At 57.5% G+C, this 21,523-nt stretch carries 16 protein-coding genes and 1 pseudogene; all 17 read left to right on the top strand.

All coding sequences use genetic code 11. The features are described 5' to 3' along the window. Positions 1–9: 9 nt before the first annotated feature. The 17 genes and pseudogenes from flgE (at position 10) to AC56DI_RS01210 (ending at position 21,480) form a co-directional block, all read left to right on the top strand. On the top strand, positions 10–1,332 hold the full coding sequence (gene flgE, locus AC56DI_RS01290; protein ID WP_496344585.1) for a flagellar hook protein FlgE: 1,323 nt from the start codon (positions 10–12) through the stop codon (positions 1,330–1,332). A 234-nt stretch (positions 1,333–1,566) separates the two neighbouring features. Next, positions 1,567–2,307 carry a flagellar basal body rod protein FlgF gene (locus AC56DI_RS01285; protein ID WP_496344584.1) on the top strand — a complete coding sequence of 247 codons (741 nt, stop codon included), beginning with the start codon at positions 1,567–1,569 and terminating at the stop codon, positions 2,305–2,307. A gap of 46 nt (positions 2,308–2,353) precedes the next feature. Continuing rightward, on the top strand, positions 2,354–3,139 hold the full coding sequence (flgG, locus tag AC56DI_RS01280) for a flagellar basal-body rod protein FlgG (RefSeq protein WP_496344583.1): 786 nt from the start codon (positions 2,354–2,356) through the stop codon (positions 3,137–3,139). A 62-nt stretch (positions 3,140–3,201) separates the two neighbouring features. Further along, a complete protein-coding gene (gene flgH / locus AC56DI_RS01275) occupies positions 3,202–3,915 on the top strand; it encodes a flagellar basal body L-ring protein FlgH (RefSeq protein WP_496344582.1) in 714 nt (237 codons plus the stop codon). A gap of 10 nt (positions 3,916–3,925) precedes the next feature. Then, on the top strand, positions 3,926–5,026 hold the full coding sequence (locus tag AC56DI_RS01270; RefSeq protein ID WP_496344581.1) for a flagellar basal body P-ring protein FlgI: 1,101 nt from the start codon (positions 3,926–3,928) through the stop codon (positions 5,024–5,026). Positions 5,027–5,035: 9 nt separating this feature from the next. Then, positions 5,036–6,205 carry a flagellar assembly peptidoglycan hydrolase FlgJ gene (flgJ, locus tag AC56DI_RS01265; RefSeq protein WP_496344580.1) on the top strand — a complete coding sequence of 390 codons (1,170 nt, stop codon included), beginning with the start codon at positions 5,036–5,038 and terminating at the stop codon, positions 6,203–6,205. Between the two features lie 9 nt (positions 6,206–6,214). Next, complete coding sequence (gene flgK, locus AC56DI_RS01260) at positions 6,215–8,257, top strand: flagellar hook-associated protein FlgK (RefSeq protein ID WP_496344579.1); 2,043 nt, start codon at positions 6,215–6,217, stop codon at positions 8,255–8,257. A gap of 69 nt (positions 8,258–8,326) precedes the next feature. Next, on the top strand, positions 8,327–9,952 hold the full coding sequence (locus tag AC56DI_RS01255) for a flagellar hook-associated protein 3 (protein ID WP_496344578.1): 1,626 nt from the start codon (positions 8,327–8,329) through the stop codon (positions 9,950–9,952). An 81-nt stretch (positions 9,953–10,033) separates the two neighbouring features. After that, on the top strand, positions 10,034–12,859 hold the full coding sequence (locus tag AC56DI_RS01250; RefSeq protein WP_496344577.1) for a tetratricopeptide repeat protein: 2,826 nt from the start codon (positions 10,034–10,036) through the stop codon (positions 12,857–12,859). Next, positions 12,856–13,629 (top strand): glucose-1-phosphate cytidylyltransferase, encoded by a 774-nt coding sequence (gene rfbF / locus AC56DI_RS01245; protein ID WP_496344576.1) that lies wholly within the window; start codon positions 12,856–12,858, stop codon positions 13,627–13,629. The genes AC56DI_RS01250 and rfbF overlap by 4 nt, the downstream gene beginning before the upstream one ends. After that, entirely contained in the window at positions 13,611–14,693 is a 1,083-nt protein-coding gene (gene rfbG / locus AC56DI_RS01240; protein ID WP_496344575.1) for a CDP-glucose 4,6-dehydratase, read from the top strand. The genes rfbF and rfbG overlap by 19 nt, the downstream gene beginning before the upstream one ends. Then, positions 14,690–15,241, top strand: a complete 552-nt coding sequence (locus AC56DI_RS01235) for a dTDP-4-dehydrorhamnose 3,5-epimerase family protein (protein ID WP_496344574.1) — start codon at positions 14,690–14,692, stop codon at positions 15,239–15,241. Before rfbG ends, AC56DI_RS01235 begins: the two co-directional genes overlap by 4 nt. Then, positions 15,238–16,461, top strand: coding sequence for a methyltransferase domain-containing protein (locus AC56DI_RS01230; RefSeq protein WP_496344573.1), 1,224 nt, complete (start codon positions 15,238–15,240; stop codon positions 16,459–16,461). The genes AC56DI_RS01235 and AC56DI_RS01230 overlap by 4 nt, the downstream gene beginning before the upstream one ends. Before the next feature lie 154 nt (positions 16,462–16,615). Next, complete coding sequence (locus AC56DI_RS01225; protein ID WP_496344572.1) at positions 16,616–17,395, top strand: cephalosporin hydroxylase family protein; 780 nt, start codon at positions 16,616–16,618, stop codon at positions 17,393–17,395. A gap of 582 nt (positions 17,396–17,977) precedes the next feature. Further along, positions 17,978–18,973: pseudogene (locus AC56DI_RS01220) on the top strand (flagellin N-terminal helical domain-containing protein); the annotation flags it as partial. A gap of 27 nt (positions 18,974–19,000) precedes the next feature. Beyond that, positions 19,001–19,564, top strand: a complete 564-nt coding sequence (locus tag AC56DI_RS01215) for a flagellin (protein ID WP_496344622.1) — start codon at positions 19,001–19,003, stop codon at positions 19,562–19,564. 332 nt (positions 19,565–19,896) lie between these two features. Next, positions 19,897–21,480: a flagellin gene (locus tag AC56DI_RS01210; protein WP_496344571.1), complete on the top strand. Its 1,584-nt coding sequence runs from the start codon at positions 19,897–19,899 to the stop codon at positions 21,478–21,480. Positions 21,481–21,523 lie beyond the last annotated feature (43 nt).

Raw genomic sequence — 21,523 nt, 5'->3', positions numbered from 1 at the left:
GAGTACTTCATGGCGTTTAATATCGGTCTCAGCGGTCTGCGGGCAGCCACCAGCGACCTTAACGTCACCGGCAACAATATTGCCAACGCTGGCACTGCCGGCTTTAAACAGTCGCGAGCTGAATTTGCTGATGTATATGCCGCTTCTGTGCTCGGTGGCGGTGCCAATCCGCAGGGGAGCGGCGTACTGCTGTCGGATGTTTCGCAGTTGTTCAATCAGGGTAATATCAACTACACGCAAAATGGCCTGGATCTGGCAGTTAACGGTAACGGGTTTTTTATCACCAGCAACAACGGTGATGTCAGCTACACCCGCGCCGGCTACTTTGGTACCGATAAAGAAGGCTTTGTGGTGAATAACTTCGGTTACAAGCTGCAGGGTTATGCCGTGGATGCCAACGGCAATTTGCAAAATGGCGTGGTCAGCGATGTGCAGATTCAAACTTCTAGCCAGGCGCCCAAGGCGACCACTGAGGTCAATCAGACCTTCAATCTCAACTCGACAAATAAGATACCAGCCAACGCTACTTTCGATCCGACAGATCCCACCAGTTATAACTCGGCGACCTCGACCAATATCTATGACTCGCAGGGTAACTCCCATGTGATGACGCAGTATTTTCTCAAGACCGGGCCGAATAATTGGCAGATGAATGTGCTGATTGATGGTCGAAATCCGGATAACCCTGGATTGGAGCCGCCGACACCGTCGACCATTCCGTTGCAATTCACGACATCGGGTCAGTTGGATGTAGCTGCGTTGGTGGCGTCCACACCTACGGGCTTTACTGTCGGTGCGGATGGCACCATTGATCTGACTACCTGGGTGCCTGCGGCGCCTGATACCGCAATACCACCGGTTTGGAGCAGTAATGGCGCGACCGCCAGCGCCACGGGGATCAATATCGATTTACGTCCATCGACACAGTTTTCCAGTGTGTTTGCCGTCAGTAGCGTCAGTCAGGATGGTTACACCACGGGTCAGCTCTCAGGGCTTGAGGTGGATGATACTGGTGTGATTTTTGCCCGCTACACCAATGGGCAATCCAAGGTGCAGGGGCAGGTGGTGTTGGCCAACTTTGCCAACCAGCAGGGGCTCACGCCTGCGGGCAAAACGGCCTGGACGCAATCGTTCGAGTCCGGTGAGCCGGTGGTTGGGACGCCGCGTAGTGGCACCATGGGAGCCCTGCAGTCTGGTGCGCTGGAGGACTCTAACGTCGAGTTGTCCGACCAGTTGGTGAACCTGATTGTGGCTCAACGTAATTATCAGGCCAACGCGAAAACCATCGAAACCGAGAGCGCGATTACCCAGACCATCATCAATCTGCGGTAACGCCTTGCGGTAGGTCTCGCAGTTCGCGGCAAGTCATCTGTCGCGGGCGGCAGATAGTCGCCGTCATGCTCATCCTAAAGCCCCTGTATGGGGCTTTTTTAATTTTAAAAAATATTGATTATCAAGTGGTTATGTTCATTTTTTGGGCGTGGCACGCCGTTTGCTGTGCAGTAGGTAATTGAGGGTTTTGCGTCAAGCATCTGGCCCTCTCAGCCCATACTGCGGAGCAATGCCATGGACAAGATGTTGTATGTCGCCATGACCGGCGCCAGCCAGAACACCCTGGCCCAGCGCGCCCATGCCAACAATCTGGCCAACGTCTCGACCAATGGCTTTCAGCGTGATCTGGAGCAGGCGCGTTCCATGCCGTTGTTCGGTGAGGTTCATCCGTCTCGGGTCTACGCGATGAGCGAGCGTCCGGGTACCGACTTTACTCCTGGCTCGCTTCAAGAAACCGGCAATGAACTGGACGTCGCCGTCGAGGGTGATGGTTGGCTGGCGGTGCAGTCGCCTGATGGCGGGGAGGCCTACGTGCGCAGCGCCAGCCTCAAGGTCGATGCGTTGGGTATGTTGCGTACCGGCAGTGGCTTGCCGGTGATCGGCAATGGTGGGCCGATTTCCGTGCCACCGGAGCAGAAGATCGAAATCGGCAAGGACGGCACCATCAGTATTCGCGCCTTGGGTGAGGGGCCGAGCGTGATCGCCGAGGTCGATCGTCTCAAGCTGGTTCGGCCGGATCCGGCGCAGCTGGAGAAGCAAACGGACGGCATGATCCACTTCAAAGGCACGGGCCAGGTGCAGGCGGACGCCAATGTGCAGGTCAGTTCGGGGTTCTTGCAGGCCAGCAACGTCAATGCGGTGGAGGAAATGACGGCGATTCTGTCCCTGTCCCGCCAGTTTGAGTTGCACGTGAAGATGATGCGCACCGCCGAAGACAACGACACGGCGATGGCGCGCGTTTTGCAATTCACCTAATTACCAAGGCGTAGCGCCATGATTCCGGCGCTCGAGGAGAATCATCATGCTTCCGGCTCTGTGGGTCAGTAAAACCGGGTTGTCCGCACAGGACATGAACCTGACGACCATTTCCAACAACCTGGCCAACGTTTCGACCACCGGCTTCAAACGCGATCGGGCTGAGTTCCAAGACCTGCTTTATCAGATTCGCCGCCAGCCTGGCGCGCAGTCCAGTCAGGACAGTCAGTTGCCCACCGGCTTGCAGCTGGGTACCGGTGTGCGCATTGTCGGTACCTCGAAGATGTTCACCGAGGGCAGCCTGCAGACCACCGAGCAGCCGTTGGATATGGCCGTGAATGGCCGCGGTTTTTTCCAGATTTTGCAGCCCGACGGTACGGTCTCTTACACCCGTGACGGCAGTTTTCACCTGGATTCCAATGGCCAGTTGGTGACTTCCCAGGGCTATTCCCTGGAGCCAGCCATCGTCCTGCCCGCTGAAGTGCAGACCTTCACCGTCGGCGAAGACGGTACCGTGTCAGTGACCGTCAGCGGTGATCCTGCTCCGCAGGTGATCGGCAACATCCAGACCGCCGACTTCGTCAACCCCGCGGGTTTGCAGGCGATCGGCAATAACCTGTTTCTCGAAACCGGTTCCAGCGGCGCGCCGCAGGTGGGTACGCCAGGTTTGACCGGCTTGGGCACGGTGCTGCAGAACACCCTGGAGAACTCCAACGTCAGCGTGGTGGAGGAGTTGGTCAACATGATCACCACCCAGCGCGCCTACGAGATGAACTCCAAGGTCATCTCGACGGCCGACCAGATGCTCTCCTTTATTACCCAGAATCTTTAATTCGCGGGTGGTGGTCGCTGTTTGACCCCACTCCAGTTGCAGCGCGCCGTGAGGTAGTAGGTATGAACCGGCTAATGATTGTTTGCTCGCTGTTTAGCGCTCTGGCGCTGAATGGTTGCGTGGCGCCAGCGGCCAAGCCGAATGACCCGTACTTCTCGCCCGTGCTACCGCGCACGCCCTTGCCGGCGGCGCAGAACAATGGCGCGATCTATCAGCCAGGGTTCGGCAACAACCTCTACGACGACCGTAAGGCGTATCGGGTGGGGGACATCATCACCATCACCCTGAATGAAAGAACCCAGGCGAGCAAAAAAGCCAACTCGCAAATTGCCAAGGACAGCACCGCGAAGATGGGTTTGACCTCGCTGTTTGGCTCGGCGGTATCAGTGGATAACCCCGATTCCGGTCTTAACCCACTGACGGGCGCCAACCTGAACCTGGATGTTGGCTACTCCGGCTCCCGTGACACCAAGGGCGACAGCCAGGCGGGGCAAAGCAACAGCTTGACCGGCTCGATCACCGTGACGGTGGCCGAAGTCTTGCCCAACGGCATTTTGTCGGTGCGCGGCGAGAAGTGGCTGACCCTCAATACCGGTGACGAGCTGGTGCGCATTGCCGGCCTGATCCGTCCCGACGACGTGGCCACCGACAACACAGTAGCGTCGACGCGAGTTGCGGATGCGCGCATTACCTATTCCGGTACCGGCACCTTTGCCGATGCCAGCCAGCCGGGTTGGTTTGATCGTTTCTTTATCAGCCCGCTGTGGCCGTTTTAAGGTGCCGCACATGAACCGATTGATCGCCTGCTTTTGCCTGCTGCTGGCCGCCAGTGCCGTGCAGGCCGAGCGCTTGAAAGACCTCGCCAGCATCCAGGGCGTGCGGGCCAACCAGTTGATTGGCTACGGCCTGGTGGTGGGCTTGAATGGTTCTGGTGACCAGACCACCCAAACGCCGTTCACCCTGCAGACCTTCAACAACATGCTCGCCCAGTTCGGCATCAAGGTGCCGGCCGGGGGGGGCAACGTGCAGCTGAAAAACGTTGCGGCGGTGGCCTTGTATGCCGACCTGCCGGCGTTTGCCAAGCCGGGGCAGAGTATCGATGTGACCGTGAACTCCATCGGTAACGCCAAGAGTCTGCGCGGTGGCAGCCTGTTGATGGCTCCGCTGAAAGGTATCGATGGCAACGTCTACGCCATCGCCCAAGGTAGCTTGGTGGTCGGTGGGTTTGACGCCGAGGGTGGCGACGGCTCGAAAATCACCGTCAATGTGCCATCCTCCGGACGCATTCCCGGTGGCGCCACCGTTGAGCGGCCGGTGCCGAGTGGTTTCGATCAGGGCAATACCCTGACCCTGAACCTCAATCGTGCCGACTTCACCACAGCCAAGCGAATTGTCGACAAAATCAACGAACTGCTCGGTCCAGGCGTGGCACAGGCTCTGGATGCGGGCTCGGTGCGGGTCAGTGCGCCGCTGGATCCGGGTCAGCGGGTCGACTACCTGTCGATCCTGGAAAACCTTGAAGTGGAAGCCGGGCAAGCTGTGGCCAAGGTCATCATCAATGCCCGCACCGGCACCATCGTTATCGGTCAGAACGTGAAAGTGCAGCCGGCGGCGGTGACCCACGGCAGCCTGACCGTGACCATTACCGAAGATCCGATTGTCAGCCAGCCCAATGCGTTGGCCGGTGGCGAGACGGTGGTGGTGCCTAAGTCGAAGGTCAGTGCCGATCAGGAAAACAAACCCATGTTCAAGTTCGGCCCCGGCACCTCACTGGATGAAATTGTGCGGGCGGTTAACCAAGTGGGCGCCTCGCCGAGTGACTTGATGGCGATTCTCGAAGCCCTGAAACAGGCCGGCGCGCTGCAAGCCGATCTGATTGTGATTTGAGGTGCGACTATGAACTCTCGACTCAGCGCAGGTATTGGCGTCGCCCACGACTCGGGGGCCGCGACCGACCTCAATCGTCTAAATCAGCTCAAGGTCGGCAAGAATCGCGACAGCGAAGCCAATGTGCACAAGGTGGCGCAGGAGTTCGAGTCGCTGTTTCTGAATGAAATGATGAAGGCCATGCGCGCGGCGAACGCGGTGTTCGCCGAAGGCAACTTCATGAACAGCAACGAAAGCAAAACCTACCAGGACATGCACGACCAGCAGTTGGCCATCACCATGTCCAAGCAGAACGGCGTAGGCCTGGCCGATGTGCTGGAGCGCCAGCTGTCGAAAACCTTGCATGGCGCCGGCAGCAGTCGGCCCAACCCCTTTGCCCAAGTAGCCGCCAGCAGCGGCGTCACAGCAGCGATTGAGCCGGCAGCTGGCGAGCCCGTTGTGCGTGATGACTCCAAGCTGCTCAACCAGCGCCGTATCTCCTTGCCGCCGCGCCTGGCGGATCGTCTGCTGGCGGGCATCGTACCGGCCGGTGGCAGCGAAGCGCAGGCTCAGGCGCCGCAGAACTGGCTGGCGGCGAAGAGCTACCCCGCGCCCGCCGACAAGTCACTGTCGATTGCCGATAGCGATGCCATCACCGGTCGCCGTCTGGCCCAGCCACCCTTGGCGCCGGGCAAGGCGGCGTTCAGCTCCCCTGAGGAATTTGTCGCCACCATGCTGCCGATGGCCCAGAGTGCGGCGGAGAAAATCGGTGTGGATGCGCGTTACCTGGTGGCCCAGGCCGCCCTGGAAACCGGCTGGGGCAAATCAATCATTCGCCAGCAGGATGGTTCCAGCAGCCACAACCTGTTCGGTATCAAGGCCGCCGATTGGCAGGGTGATTCGGCGCGGGTGCTGACCACTGAATATGTGGATGGCAAGCAGGTCAAAGAGTCGGCGTCGTTTCGCGCCTATGGCTCGTTCGAGCAAAGCTTCAACGATTACGTGAACTTTCTGCAGAACAACGAGCGCTACGACGACGCACTGGATTCAGCTGCTAACCCCAAGCGTTTTGTCAGTGAACTGCAACGTGCCGGTTATGCCACCGACCCTCAGTACGCCAACAAAATCGCCCAGATCGCCCGGCAAATGCAGACCTATCAAGCCGTCGCAGCGGCCGATACGGCAACCACCAGGACCTGAGGCTGAGCTATGGCGGACTTACTTAATATTGGCCTGTCGGGGCTGTCAGCGAACAAGACGTCGCTGTCGGTCACCGGCCATAACATCGCCAACGTCAATACGCCCGGCTTCTCGCGGCAGGAAACCGTGCAAGCCACGCGCACGCCTCAGTTCAGTGGTGCGGGTTATATTGGTTCAGGCACCTCCTTGGTGGATGTGCGGCGCATTTATAACGACTTTCTCAGCACTCAGGTTCGTAGCAGCACGGCCTTGAACAAGGACGTGGAAAGTTATCTCAGCCAGATCAATCAGTTGGACTCGCTGCTGGCGGGCAGTACTACTGGTATTACCCCGGGTCTGCAGCGGCTGTTCTCTTCATTGCAAACCGCGGCCGAAGATCCAGCCAATATCCCCGCCCGGCAGCTGGTGCTGTCGGAAGCCGAGGGTGTGGCCAAGCGGTTTAACACCGTTTACGACCGCTTGTATGAGCAAAATGGCTTTATTAACAAGCAACTGTCGGCGGTCAGTGAGCAAGTTAATCAGTTAGCCACCTCGATTGCCGGTTACAACGAGGCGATCGCTGTCGCGGCCTCCAATGGTCAGCAGCCCAATGACCTGCTCGATGCCCGTGAAGAGGCGGTGCGCAAACTCTCCGAATTCATCGGCGTCACTGTCGTACCCCAGGATGGCAACAGCCTTAACCTGTTTATCGGCTCTGGCCAGCCACTGGTAGTGGGCAGTACGGCGTCCCGTTTAGAGGTGGTTGCTGGTACCGCTGACCCGCTGCGCAGTGAGGTGCAGTTTGTCAGCGGCAACTCTCGCCAGGGGATTACTACCCTGATCACCGGCGGCGAGATGGGCGGGCTGATTCGCTACCGCGAAGATGTATTGGACGTGACCTTGAACTCGGTAGGTCGGCTAGCGCTGTCGGTGGCTGACCAGGTCAATACTCAGTTGGGGCAGGGCCTGGACCTGAAAGGTAATTTCGGTGCCGGCTTGTTTCGCAATATCAATGACGCTGACAGCATTGCTCAGCGCAGCCTGGCACGGCTCGGCAATAGCGATTCCACTGCCAACCTCAACGTCATGATTGAGGACAGCACTCAGCTGACCACCAGCGACTATGAAGTCACCTTTATCGATGCGACCAACTACACCGTACGTCGCATCTCCGACAGCACCAGCTTCGGTCCGCTGGATATTACCGGTGTGCCGCCGGCCACCGAGATTGACGGCTTCTCGCTGAATGTCGCCAGTGGCACCTTTGCTGCGGGTGATCGCTTTCTGGTGATGCCAACCCGTAATGGCGGCAGTGACATACGCGCTGATCTGCAGAAGGCCGATGAGTTGGCTTTTGCCGCGCCCTTAAAGGTTGATAAAAGCCCCGCCAACATTGGCACCGGAATCGTCAGCCAGCCGAGTCTCGTGACGGAGATCGATATTTACGACGCGACAGCTCAGGCGAACCTGCAAGCCAGCCTGCGCAATGCGCCGCCGTTGCGAGTTGTCATGGGCGCCGCGGGTGGTGCCACGCAAACCTACGATGTGCTGGATATCAATGGCACCTCGATTGCGAGCGGCAGCATTGTGCCGGGGCAGAACAACAAGTTGACGCTGACAGTGCCGGCCTCGGCCGGTCCTCCTGTTATCGCCAGCAGCTTTGACTTTGAGTTGACTATCAGTGGGCGCCCGGCAGCGGGTGACAATTTCACCGTGGCGTTCAACACCAATGGTGTTTCGGATAACCGCAATGCCTTGAAACTGGCCGATCTGCAAAACAAGAGTACGGTCGGTGTGGACCTGCTAAGCCCTACCACCACCGGGGCCAGCTTTACCGATGCTTATGGTGATCTGGTCGAGCGGGTCGGAACCTTGACCAGTCAGGCGCGAGTCGATGGTGAGGCGACCGGCTCAATTCTCAAGCAGGCGACCAATAACAGGGATTCGGTATCGGCGGTCAACCTCGATGAAGAGGCGGCCAAGTTGATCCAGTTTCAACAGTATTACCAGGCATCGGCACAAATCATCCAGGTGGCCCGTACCCTGTTTGATACGCTGATAAATACGTTCTGATGATTATCGCCTTCGGTTGAGGGTGCTGTGGGCCAGACGCCCGCGGATTAAGAGGTCAATGCTATGGTCATGCGCATTTCATCCGTCCAGTCGTTCAACAATGGCGTCAGTGGGCTGCAGCGCAACTATGCCAACGTGACCCGGACCCAGGAGCAGATCAGCAGCGGCAACCGCATCCTCACCCCGGCCGATGACCCGGTGGCCTCGGTGCGCCTGTTGCAGCTCGATCAACAGCAGGCGGTGCTGGGTCAATACAAGGACAACCTGACGGCGGCCAAGAACAGCCTGGCGCAGGAAGAAACCACCCTGACCTCCACCGTCAACGTATTGCAGCGGATTCGCGAACTGACGGTGCAGGCCGGCGGCGGCGCACTCTCGGCGGCCGATCGCAAGTCGATCGCCAAGGAGCTGGGCGAGCGCGAAAACGAGCTGCTCAGCCTGATGAACAGCCGTAATGCCCGTGGTGAATACCTGTTTTCCGGGTTCCTGGGCAAGACCGAGCCTTTTGTGCGCAATCCGGACAACACCTATTCCTATCAGGGTGACGAAGGGCAGCGCAGTGTGCAGGTGGCCAGCTCGACCAATGTGGCGATCAACGACAACGGTCGGCGTTTGTTTGAGTCGGCGATTAATGCGGACCGTGTCGACAGCGAATTATTGACGCCAGCAGCGCCAACGCCGCAGCGGATTTTCATGTCGCCGGGTCTGATCGATGACAATGATGCGTTCAACAGCAGTTTTCGTGCGGGCGAGCCTTATCGGCTGGAGTTCGTCAGTGGCACGGAGTTTCGCCTGTACGACAGCGCCAACACCGATGTGACCGCGGAAATTACCGGGGGCGGGGTTATCGACCCGGACACCAGCAGTGGCAACGTGATCAATTTTCGTGGCATGCGTTTTCAGCTGGATGTGGTGCTGCAACCGGGCGATAACGACCTCAATCTGGACAGCTTGCTGGCCGATACCGCCACGCCTGGCACGCCTGGGCCCAATACCCACAGCTTTACTCTGCAGACCACGCCGACCGATTTTGCCGTGACCCGCTCGTCGGCCAATACCTCGGCAGCGGTGGTCGGTAACGGGACAATTACCACACCGGCCGATCAGGCTCAGTTTGATGCCCGCTTCCCAACCTCTGGCGTACTGCTGCGCTTCAATGGCGCGAGCTTTGATGTCTATTCGCAGCCCTACAAAGCCGGTAATCCGATTCTCGATAGCCCGCCCGTCACTGTCGGCCCGCCGGACACGGTAAATGTCTTTGGTGTGACCTTGGAGGTCAATGGCACGCCCAATGCGGGCGACGATTTTGCCGTACAGCCGCAGTTTCAGGAGCAGCGCAGCATCCTCAACACCATCGCCCGCTTACGCCAGGCGCTGGAGTCGAGCCCGAGCACGCCGGCCGGCAATCTAGCGACCAGGGATGAAGTGAATATCGCCCTGAAAAACCTCGATAACGGTCTCGGCCAGGTCTTGGAGGTGCAAACTGAGATCGGCGCACGCCTCAACCTTGTTGAGTCGACTGGGAACGACAACGAAGACGTAACCTTGGTCAACAAGTCTGTGCAGGCCGAGTTGCGCGAACTGGACTACGCCGAGGCATTGTCGCGCTTGTCGTTCCAGACCATCGTGCTGGAGGCTGCGCAGCAAAGCTATGTGAAGATCGCCGGCTTGAACTTGTTTGACCAACTGCGCTGAAGTGCTTGATTTGGCTGGCGTGTTAATTGCTAATCTCCTGCCAGTAGCGCCCAAAGCGCTGGAAATCTGACGGAGCAGGGCATGGTTATCGACACCGAATGGCTGGTGGACTTCTTTCGCAGGCAAGTGCGCCTGGGGTTTGATGAGGGCGACTACACCCGCACCCGCAATTGCTGCAACGGCGTGTTGCGCTACCTCCCTGACGATATCGAGACCTTGGCTCAGCTCGGCGAAGCCGCCCTGGCCAGCCATGACGGCGCCACCGCCCGGCGCGCCTTTGAAAAACTCTGCGAACTTGAGCCACTGCATGCTGAACATGCCATGCAGTTGGCCAAGGCGTATCTGCAATTGCAGGACTGGCCCGCGGCCCATGCAGCGTTGCTGCTGGCGCTGGAGTTAAATCCTGAACATGCCGAGGCGTTGGCCACGCGCGGCTTGGTCGAGCAACTGCACCAGCGCTTGCAGTTGATTGGTCAGGCACTAGCGCGTGAGCCCGGACGCAATGATCCTTGCCCGTGCGGCAGCGGTTTGAAGTACAAAAAATGTTGCTTGGCCAACAACACGCTTCAGGTACTTCGTCAGCGTCTCTTGGAGGCGGTGGCTGAAGCAAACTGGCAAAGCGTCTTGTCCTTGGCCGAAGAGCTCAATAGCGTCGATCCGCAGGTCCAGCGTGGCGAAGCCCTGGCGCGCTATTACCTGGGGCAGCGTAAACCGGCCTATGGACTGCTTCGACAAGCCAGCGAGCGCGACAGTGATGATCTGGAGTTGCTCGCGGCACTGGCTGACCTTGAATTGGACCACGATTTAGCCAAAGCGCAGCGGCTCGCTGGCCAGGTTTTGGCTATGGATGCTATGCAATGGAGGGCTGCATTGGTGCTGGCTGCCTGCTATGCCCGGCGCAATGAGGCCGATAAGGTTGAGCCGATCCTGCGCGAACTGACGCAGAGTCATCCGCAATGTGACCTCGCCTGGCAGCGCTTGTGGAGCTTTTTGAGCGGTGAGCGTCGGATTGACGAACAGCTGGCGGTGGCGCGGCTCTGGCCGCAAGTGTGTCCGCAGAACCCTCAGGCGTGGGTGCAGTTGGGGACGGCCTTGCTGATGATGGAGCAGGCCAGCGAGGAAGCACGAAACGCCCTCGAGCAAGCCCTGCAGTTGGATGAGCGCAATCACGAGGCCTATTGCTGGCTTGGCCTGTGGCACCAGAAGCAGCAAGCCCCTCAAGTGGCGGTTGGCTACCTGCTGCGTGGGTTGGAGTTGAAACCGGATTACCAGACCGGCTGGAATATTCTGGGCTCTGTCTATCATGCTGTTGGCCGTCAGCACGAAGCCGAAGGGTGCTTTATGCGTGCCCTCGCCATTGCCCCGGAACAAGCCAAGGCCTGGAACAACCTGGCCAACACCTACCTAGACGCGCAGCTCTTGGATGAGGCCGAAAAGGTCATGCAGGTGGGCTTGGCGCTGGATCCACAGGAACCGAACTTGTGGAATAACTACGGAAATATTCTCAGCGCCGGGCGACGTTTGAAGGAAGCTAAAGTGGCTTACCTGAAGGCGCTCGAAGTATGTCCAGAGTATCGGCCCGTATTGATCAACCTGGCCGGGGTCGAGGCTGATTTTGGCAATCTGGATGGTGCTATCGATTTGCTTCGTGGGGTTCTGGATGCCACTCAGGCGCGCACCAATATTCTGTTCTTTGCCAACTACCATGCAGATTGGAGCGGTGAGCAGGTATTTGGAGTCTATCGCGATGTTGTGCGCGACTACTTCGCCCCGCGGCAGTACTTCACGTATGCCAATGACAAGACGCCCACTCGACGTTTGCGCATCGGTTATGTCACCCCTGATTTTCGCCACCATGTTGGCGTGCATTTCACTGAGCCGTTGCTGAGCCAGCATGATCATCGTGAGGTTGAGGTTTTCGTCTATTCCATGGTGCGCCGTGAAGACCTGGTCACCGAGCGGTTTGTCGGTTATGCCGATCATTGGCGTCACTGCGTGGGGATGGCGGACCAGGCCGTCGCCGAGCAGGTGCGTGCCGATGGCATCGATATTCTGATCGACCTGGCTGCCCATACCGCGGGTAATGGTCTGGGCGTTTTTGCCCTCAAGCCTGCGCCCGTGCAGGTCTGCTGGTGGGTGGGGTTTGCCTTCGGTACGGGCTTGAAGCAGATGGACTACTTTCTGGCCGATGAGCAAATGTTGCCGCCGGGCTGTGAGTCGTCGTTTGCCGAGTCGTTGTGGCGTATGCCGGCGCCCTCAATTGCCTATCAGGCAAACCCATCGATGCCTGATGTGACGCCTCTGCCTGCGCTCAGCAATGGCTATATCACGTTTGGCAGCCTGACTCGGCCAGTGCGTATCAACCACAAGGTCATTCGCGTGTGGTCCGAGTTGCTCAAGCGGGTACCGAATTCGCGCCTGATTCTCGACAGTGGCGCATTCAAGGATGCGAGTATCAGCGACTACTACCGACAGCAATTCGTGGCCCACGGTATCGATCCAGCGCGCTTGTCGATCGGTTTTACTTCTCCGGTATGGGATGTGTTGGCCGCCATGGATATTGCCCTGGACTGCTTTCCACATAACTCAGGAACGACCTTGTTCGAGAGCTTATGGATGGGTTTGCCGTTTATTTCACTGCGTGATCGGCCGTCCATGGGGCGTGTCGGGGCGACTGTTTTACACGGTGCTGGGTGCGATGAATGGATTGCCGACAGCGAACAGGAATATCTAGACAAACTGGTAGCGTTGGCAACGGATGTGCCAGCGTTGGCGGAGACCCGAGCGGGATTGCGCGAGCAGATGCGGAGCTCGCCTCTGTGCGATGGCGCGGGTTTCGCCCGGCGTATGGAGCAAACTTACCGGCAGATGTGGCAGCGTTATTGCGAACAAGGAGAACAACAATGAAAGCAATTATTCTGGCGGGTGGTCTTGGGACACGAATTAGCGAGGAGTCGCACCGTAAGCCTAAGCCAATGATCGAAATCGGTGGCAAGCCAATCCTCTGGCACATCATGAAGCAGTACTCTGCCCACGGTATCCAGGATTTCGTCATTTGCCTGGGCTACAAGGGCTATGCGATCAAAGACTTCTTCGCCAACTACTTCCTGCACACCTCCGATGTCACCTTCGACATGCGCAACAACAAGATGGAAGTACACCAGAACTACAGTGAACCGTGGCGGGTCACGCTGGTGGATACCGGCGAAGAGACCATGACGGGTGGGCGCCTGAAGCGTGCAGGCCGTTATCTGGAAAACGACGAGACATTTTGTTTTACCTATGGCGATGGTGTGTCAGACCTGGATATCGCTGCGCTGGTCGCCTTCCATGAACGGCATGGCCGCCTGGCAACGGTGACGGCGGTTCAGCCCCCAGGCCGATATGGCGCCCTGGATCGTGATGGCGATGCCGTTTTGGGCTTCACCGAGAAACCCCGTGGCGATGGCGGCTGGATCAATGGCGGCTTCTTTGTCTTGTCGTCCAAAGTGCTGCCGTACATTCGTGATGACGCTACTTCGTGGGAGGCGGAGCCATTGGCTCAGCTGGCTGCTGAGGGGCAGTTGCATGCTTTTCAACACGAAGGGTTCTGGCACCCAATGGATACCTTGCGTGACATGAACTATCTCGAGCAGCTCTGGCAAAGTGGAGAGGCCCCATGGAAAACGTGGTCCTAGATCCGCAGTTCTGGGCTGGCAAACGTGTGCTCTTGACCGGTCATACCGGCTTTAAGGGCGGGTGGCTGGCACTCTGGTTGCGTAGTTGGGGCGCTCAGGTGACGGGCTTTGCTTTGCCGCCCAGTACCACGCCGAGCTTGTTCGAGTTGTCCCGGGTCGGCGACGGTATCGACAGCCGAATAGGTGACTTGCGTGATCTCCCTGCGCTGCTGGCGCTGGTCGCCGAGGTGCGTCCGGAAATCATTCTGCATTTGGCGGCGCAACCTCTGGTGCGAGAGGGCTATCGCGATCCTGTGGGTACCTATGCCAGTAATGTGATGGGGACGCTGCACGTGCTGGAGGCCGCTCGCCAAGTGGGCGGTGTCCGTGCGTGCGTGTTGGTGACCACCGATAAGGTTTACGCCAATCAGGAGTGGTCCTGGCCCTATCGGGAAAATGAGGCCTTGGGCGGTCATGATCCGTACAGCAGCAGCAAGGCTTGCTGCGAACTGGTCGCGCAATCTTTTGCGGCGTCCTATTTTGCCCCGCAGCGTTATGCCGAACACGGTACTGCGATTGCCACGGCGCGCGCGGGCAATGTGTTGGGCGGTGGTGATTTTGCTGCCGACCGTTTGATCCCCGATGTACTGTCTTCTTGGACGCGAGGGGAGCCTGTGACCTTGCGTTACCCGCAGGCGGTGCGCCCTTGGCAGCACGCCCTGGAGCCCTTGGCCGGTTATCTGCAGTTGGCCCAAGGGTTGTATCAGCAAGGCCCCGTCGTAGGCGGTCCGTGGAACTTTGGCCCGGCTGACAGCGATATGTGCAGCGTCGGTTCCGTGGTGGAGCGCATGGCGGCGCGCTGGCCTCAAGCCCCAGGCCTGCGTATTCAGGCCAGTGAACTGCATGAGGCGGGTTTGCTTCGTCTGGACAGTAGTCGCGCTCACCAATTGTTGGGCTGGCAGCCGCGTTGGTCACTGGAGCAGTGTTTGCAGCACACCCTTGACTGGCACCTGGCCTGGCAGCGCGGTGATGACATGCAGGCCAAGACGCTGCAGCAGTTGACTGATTACCGGAGTGCTTTATGAGTGCGTTGGCGCTGACTGAGTTGCCTTTGCTCGGTTTAATTTGCTTGCAGCATAAGGTGCATGAAGATGCGCGCGGGCGGTTTTCCCGACTGTTTTGCGAGGGCAGTCTGGAGGTGGCTGGCCGGCCATTTCATGTCCGTCAGATCAATCATTCGGTAACCCGTGAAAAAGGCAGCGTACGCGGTTTGCATTACCAGCAGGGTGAGGCCAAGTTGATCACGTGCATGCAAGGCGCGGTGTGGGACGTGGCGGTGGATATTCGTAAAGGCTCGCCAACATTTTTGCATTGGCATGCTGAGCATCTCGTCGCCGGTGACGGCCGCAGTTTGCTCCTGCCACCAGGGTTTGCTCACGGTTTCCAGGCACTCAGCGACGATGCGCAATTGCTCTACTTGCACAGTGCTGATTATGACCCCGAATATGAAGGTGGTTTGGCTGTGGACGATCCCCGGCTGGCTATCACTTGGCCGTTGCCGATTATTAATCTGTCGACGCGCGATGCTTCCCATCCGTTGCTGGACCACCACTTTCAAGGAGTGAGTCGATGAATTGTCGCGGTTGCGCCACACCGCTGTCCTTGCCGCTAATCGACCTGGGTACGGCGCCGCCGTCGAATGCCTATTTGCGTGCCGAACAGTTGGTCCAGGCCGAACAATGGGTGCCCCTCAAAGTTATGGTTTGCCAGCACTGCTGGCTGGTGCAGACCGAAGACTACCGTGCCGCCGAAAGCCTGTTTGATGCGGAATACGCGTATTTCAGTTCGTACTCCAGCTCCTGGCTTAGCCATGCCGAGCGCTATGTCGAGCAGATGATTGAGCGCTTTGCGTTGTCGGCGCAGAGTCGAGTGGTTGAGGTCGCGGCCAATGATGGCTATCTGCTGCAGTACATGGCGCAGCGGGGCATTCCTTGTTTGGGCATTGAGCCCACTGCTAGCACCGCTCGTGCAGCCAGGGAAAAGGGCCTAGAGATTCGAGAGCTGTTCTTCTCGGAAAATAGCGCCAGATTCTTGGCAGAGGAGGGCTGGTCAGCCGATCTGATGGTGGCCAACAACGTTCTGGCTCATGTGCCGGATATCAACGACTTTCTCCGTGGCTTTGCTGCATTACTGAAAATCGACGGTGTGGCTACTTTTGAGTTTCCGCATCTGTTGCGTTTGATGGCTGACAATCAGTTCGACACCCTTTATCACGAACACTATTCCTACCTGTCGCTGTCAGCGGTGGATACGCTCTGCACGCGCAATGGTCTGGCGGTTTTCGCGGTCGATGAATTGCCAACGCATGGCGGCTCTCTGCGGGTTTATGTGCAGCGTGCAGATGGCAGCCGGCCGTTGCAAGCCAGCGTGGCTGATCTGCTCGGGCGCGAGCAGGAGGTCGGTGTGTGCACGGCGGATTATTACGCCAGCCTGGCGCCGGCGGCTGAAGGCATCAAGCACGACTTGCTGCGTTTCCTGTTGCAGGCTAAAGCTGAGGGCAAGCGCGTAGTGGGGTATGGCGCAGCGGCCAAAGGCAATACGCTGTTGAATTACGCCGGCGTGCGCAGCGATTTGTTGGCATGGGTGGCTGATGCCAATCCGCACAAACAAGGCAAGTTCTTACCGGGTAGTCGAATTCCAGTTGTGGCGCCTGAGCGCATTGCTGAGGAACAGCCGGACTATGTGTTGCTGCTGCCTTGGAATTTGCGTGAGGAGGTGACGCAACAGTTAGCTCACGTCCGTAATTGGGGAGGGCTTTTTGTCGTCGCCGTTCCCCACTTGCAGCTGTTTTGAGCGGAATCTTGCAGAGGGTTTATCGGCAGTCAGTCCAAGTGTGGGCATGATTGCTGCTGAAAGTGATGTGATTCGGGTGGTTGAGGTTGGGTAATTAGGTGGGCAGTCCTGCCCTTATCTTTCGCGATGAATTGATTTAATAAGGAATAATTGCATGGCTAATCAGGAGTTTGCAGCAATACACCAAGCGTTTGCTGACGAGTCAGCCCAGCGTGTTGCGGCGGCGGGTGCAGATGCTGAGTTGCAGGCTAAATCGGACGCGTGGCTAGCACATAGCTTTCGTCATCAGTATTCCTACAACTTCACCTGGCTCGGCCGGCCAATCATCCAGTACCCGCAGGATGTGATGGCTTTGCAGGAGCTTGTTTGGACGATCAAACCTGACTTGATCATCGAAACCGGTATCGCCCACGGTGGATCGCTGATTCTCAATGCTTCGTTGTTGGCGCTGCTGGACTTGTGCGAAGGCCGAACGGCTGACCCGCGTCGTGTTGTTGGGGTCGACATCGATATCCGCCCGCACAACCGTGCTGCGATTGAAGAGCATCCATTGTCTTCCCGTATCAGTTTGATCCAGGGCTCATCCGTTGCGGACGAAATCATCGAGCAGGTCCGTCGCGAAGCGGCCACTGCTGAGCGCGTTCTGGTGATTCTCGACTCCAACCACACTCATGAACATGTGCTGCGTGAGCTTGAGCTCTACGGTCCGCTGGCTTCAGTCGGTAGTTATTGTGTGGTCTTTGATACGGTGGTCGAGCACATGCCGGCTGAGTTCTTTCCTGATCGCCCTTGGGGGCCTGGAAATAATCCGAAAACAGCTGTGCACGAATACCTCGCTAGCCCTGCAGGCCAGGTTTTTGAAATTGACCGCGCGCTGCAAAACAAATTGCTAATTACCGTTGCCCCCGATGGTTTTCTCAAGCGCGTGCGCTGATATGTCTTGTTCAAACATGCCGCCATTTTTTAATGGTGCGCATGTTTGAACTCTATGTGTGTGCTGCGTCCTGCCTGCTACTCCGAGCCGCTTTCAACCATTGCTGATGATCTGTCACGGCGTTTTTTTGCCGGGATGTATCGTTCTTGCTTGGGGGATATACGGCCTCTTCTGTGCTGTTCATCAGGCGTCGTTTCTGCGTAACACTCAAGCCCAGGTGCTCGGCTTGGTGTTGCCGCCTTCAATGATGCTACTTAGTCCGGCCTCAGCCCTTATTGCAGGGCGCCGAGAGGCCCATCCTGTATTCACTTCTGCGCCAATAAGGCGGCATAGCCTTGCCTGTCAGGGTTGAGTCATTGCCTTTGATACGCGGCAATAAACCGGCAATGGTTTGCCGCTCTGATGAATTTGTTTTTTTAATGTGCTGTTTTAAAAGGGCTTTTTTGTAAAAGTAAAGATTGGCATGGATGTCGCATATAGGGTTGCGTCAGCACATTCAGTGCCCGTGGCTCTCCTGTTGAGGATGAATGCCCGGAGCGCCTGACTCAGGCGGACTTAGCAAAAACTCTGGAGGAAGAGACCATGGCCCTGACAGTCAATACGAACGTAGCGTCACTCAATACTCAACGTAATCTCAGTAGCACTACTAAAGGCCTGGACAGCTCCCTGCAGCGTCTGTCGACAGGTTTCCGGATTAATAGCGCGAAGGACGATGCCGCTGGCCTGCAGATATCCAACCGCCTGACCAGCCAGATCAATGGCCTGAACGTAGCAGTACGTAACTCCAATGACGGTATTTCGCTATCGCAAACAGCGGAAGGTGCATTGCAGCAGTCCACCGGTATCTTGCAGCGTATGCGTGATTTGGCTCTGCAGTCAGCTAACGGTTCCAACGGCGCCAGTGAGCGTGCTGCGTTACAGGCCGAGGTTGGCCAGCTCAAGCAGGAGCTGAACCGTATTGCTGAAACCACGACCTTTGGTGGACGTAAAATTCTTGATGGCACCTTCGGCTCGCAGAGCTTTCAGGTGGGCGCGAACGCATTTGAAACCATCAGCGTTTCTGTGGGTTCTGCATCGTCTTCGCGTATCGGGGTTAACCGTTTCAGCAGCAGCGAGCTCGACCCGGCAGCAGTAACGGCTTCTCAAGGTGGTATTGCGGCCGTTAACGTGGCGGACTATGCCGCAGGTGTCGCCAGCGGTATTGGCTATGCATCCTCTCCGGCTACTACCGCCGGCCTGACCATTGTCGGCAAGTTAGGTGAGGCTTCGATCAGTCTGGCCTCGGGCTCTTCGGCGCGTCAGGTCGCGGCTGGCATTAATAATGTTGTGGAGTCCACGGGCGTTACTGCAACGGCGCGTACAGGCGTTCGACTTGAAGCCTTTACCGGCACGACCACGAGCACTGATACCGTAAGTTTCAATTTGTACGGCTCCAACAATGCAACCGAGGGTGATGGTGTGGCGGTATCTGCCACGGTGACCGATTGGTCTGACCTGTCGAGTGTCGCTGACGCCATCAACAAAGAAACCGGTACTACAGGTATTTCTGCCCGGGTTACTCGTGAAGGCAATATCGAGCTAACCAGTGATCGTGGTGATGACATCATGATTACGGACTTCACGTCCTCCTCAGCAGCGGTTGGTTTCAGTGCGCAGACGCTGGCCTTTACCGGCGACAATGGTACTGACGACGATCAGAGTGATGAAATTGGTGCCGCGCTTGTCGTTGCCGATGGCGATAGCTTTGTTGCTGTTGGGCAGATGCGTCTTGAGTCGCCCGATACCTTCGAGGTTGAAAACTTCGGCACCATTGATGGCGCCATTCAGCCGAACAGCGTGTTCAGTGCGCTCAATAGCGTGACCGAAGTCGATGTGGGGACTGCTATCGGGGCGCAAAATGCCTTGGGCATCATCAGTGGCGCTATCGCTAATATCGATGCACAACGAGCCCAGTTGGGTGCGGTACAGAATCGCTTCGAGAACACCATCGCCAACCTGCAGAACATTTCGGAAAACGCCTCAGCTGCCCGTAGCCGGATTCGTGATACCGATTTTGCTGCGGAAACCTCGGAGCTGACCAAAAATCAGATCCTGCAGCAGGCTGGTACTTCGATTCTGGCCCAGGCCAATCAGCTGCCGCAGGCCGTACTTAGCCTTCTGCAACAGTAAGGCGTGGCTTCGCGGCTTGCGGGAGAGCATGCAATACCATGCTCCTCCCGTGGCCTGTAAGCTTTCGAGTTTGTTGCGTGTTGTATGGCGTCGCTCATTTCGGTCGCACATACCCGCGAAAGGGGGTGTGTATGTGGTCGATTGTGTTTGCCTAACCGATTGATTTTTCTGGAAGATGATTAAGCAGCAGCTTTCGTTTTGAATTTGCCTAAAGTTAGGTCGGGTAGCGCCGATACAAAGACCGAATGCGAACTTTGTTGGATGTCTGAGCAAAGCAGACCCAAGGCTCGCGCGCTCAGGCAAATAAGTACGGTCCTTTGGAGGCAAATACCATGGCCCTGACAGTCAATACGAACGTAGCGTCGCTGAATACTCAGCGTAACCTCAATACATCTTCTAAAGGTCTGGACACTTCGTTGCAGCGCCTGTCGACCGGCTTTCGGATCAACAGCGCTAAAGATGATGCTGCAGGTCTGCAGATTTCCAACCGCCTGACCAGCCAGATCAATGGCCTGAACGTGGCGGTACGTAACTCCAACGACGGCATTTCCCTGTCGCAAACTGCTGAAGGTGCATTGCAGCAGTCCACCGGCATTTTGCAGCGTATGCGTGACCTGGCATTGCAGTCGGCTAACGGCTCTAACGGTGCAAGTGAGCGAGCTGCGCTGCAAGGTGAAGTGTCTCAGCTCCAGCAGGAACTGAACCGGATTGCCGAAACTACCAGCTTTGGTGGGCGCAAGATCCTGGACGGCACCTTTGGTTCGCAAAGTTTCCAGGTGGGCGCTAACGCGTTTGAAACCATCAGCGTATCAATCGGTGCAGCCTCTGCTTCGCGTATTGGTGTAAGTCGTTTCACCAGCAGTGAGCTGGATCCTGCTGCTGTGACTGCCTCGCAAGGCGGTATCGCTGCGGCTGTAGTCGCTGACTATGATGCTGGTGTCGCTACCGGTATTGGTTATGCGTCTTCGCCGGCTACCAGTGCTGGTCTGACTGTTGTCGGTAAGTTGGGTGAGGCTTCGGTTGCGCTCAGCTCCGGTTCTTCGGCGCGGCAGGTGGTGGCAGCAGTTAATAACGTTTCCGACAGTACTGGCGTGACTGCAACTGCACGTACCGGCGTACGTTTAGAAGCATTTACAGGTACTACCACGGCAACAGATACCATCAGCTTTAGTCTTTATGGCGCCAATAACGGCCTGGAAGGCGATGGCGTAGCCATCTCGGCCACCGTGACGGATTGGTCTGATCTGTCTAGCGTGGCGGATGCGATCAACAAAGAAACGGGCACTACAGGTGTCTCCGCCAAGGTCACCCGTGAAGGTTCTCTGGAGCTAACCAGCGAGCGCGGCGACGATATCTTGGTGACTGACTTTACCTCGTCCTCGGGTAACGTTGGTTTCAGTGCACAAACGCTGGCATTCACTGGCGATAATGGCACTGACGTTGATCAGAGCGATGAGGTCGGTGCGGCCGTTGCAGTAGCTGATGGCGATGGCTTTGTGGCTATCGGTCAGCTGCGCATGGAGTCGGCAGACGCCTTTGAGGTGCAGAACTTCAGCACCATTGATGGTGGTGTTCAGCCTGCCAGCGTCTTCAGTACCTTTGATACAGTGGCCACTGTTGATATTGGTTCGGCCATCGGCGCTCAGAATGCTCTGGGCATCATCAGCGGCGCGATCTCCAACATCGATACGCAGCGTGCGCAACTGGGTGCGGTGCAGAACCGTTTCGAGAACACCATCTCGAACCTGCAAAACATCTCGGAAAACGCCTCGGCTGCCCGTAGCCGGATTCGTGACACTGACTATGCTGCTGAAACGTCGGAACTGACCAAAAATCAGATCCTGCAGCAGGCCGGTACCGCGATCTTGGCGCAGGCTAACCAGCTGCCGCAGTCGGTTCTTAGTCTCCTGCAGTAAAAGAAAGAGCGGTAAGCTGTGGGGGAAAGGGCTGCGCTCTTTC

It is taken from the genome of Pseudomonas sp. BGA-UO-ETr-WB11 (assembly GCF_059567785.1).
This window is presented reverse-complemented; position numbering and strand designations above follow the sequence as displayed.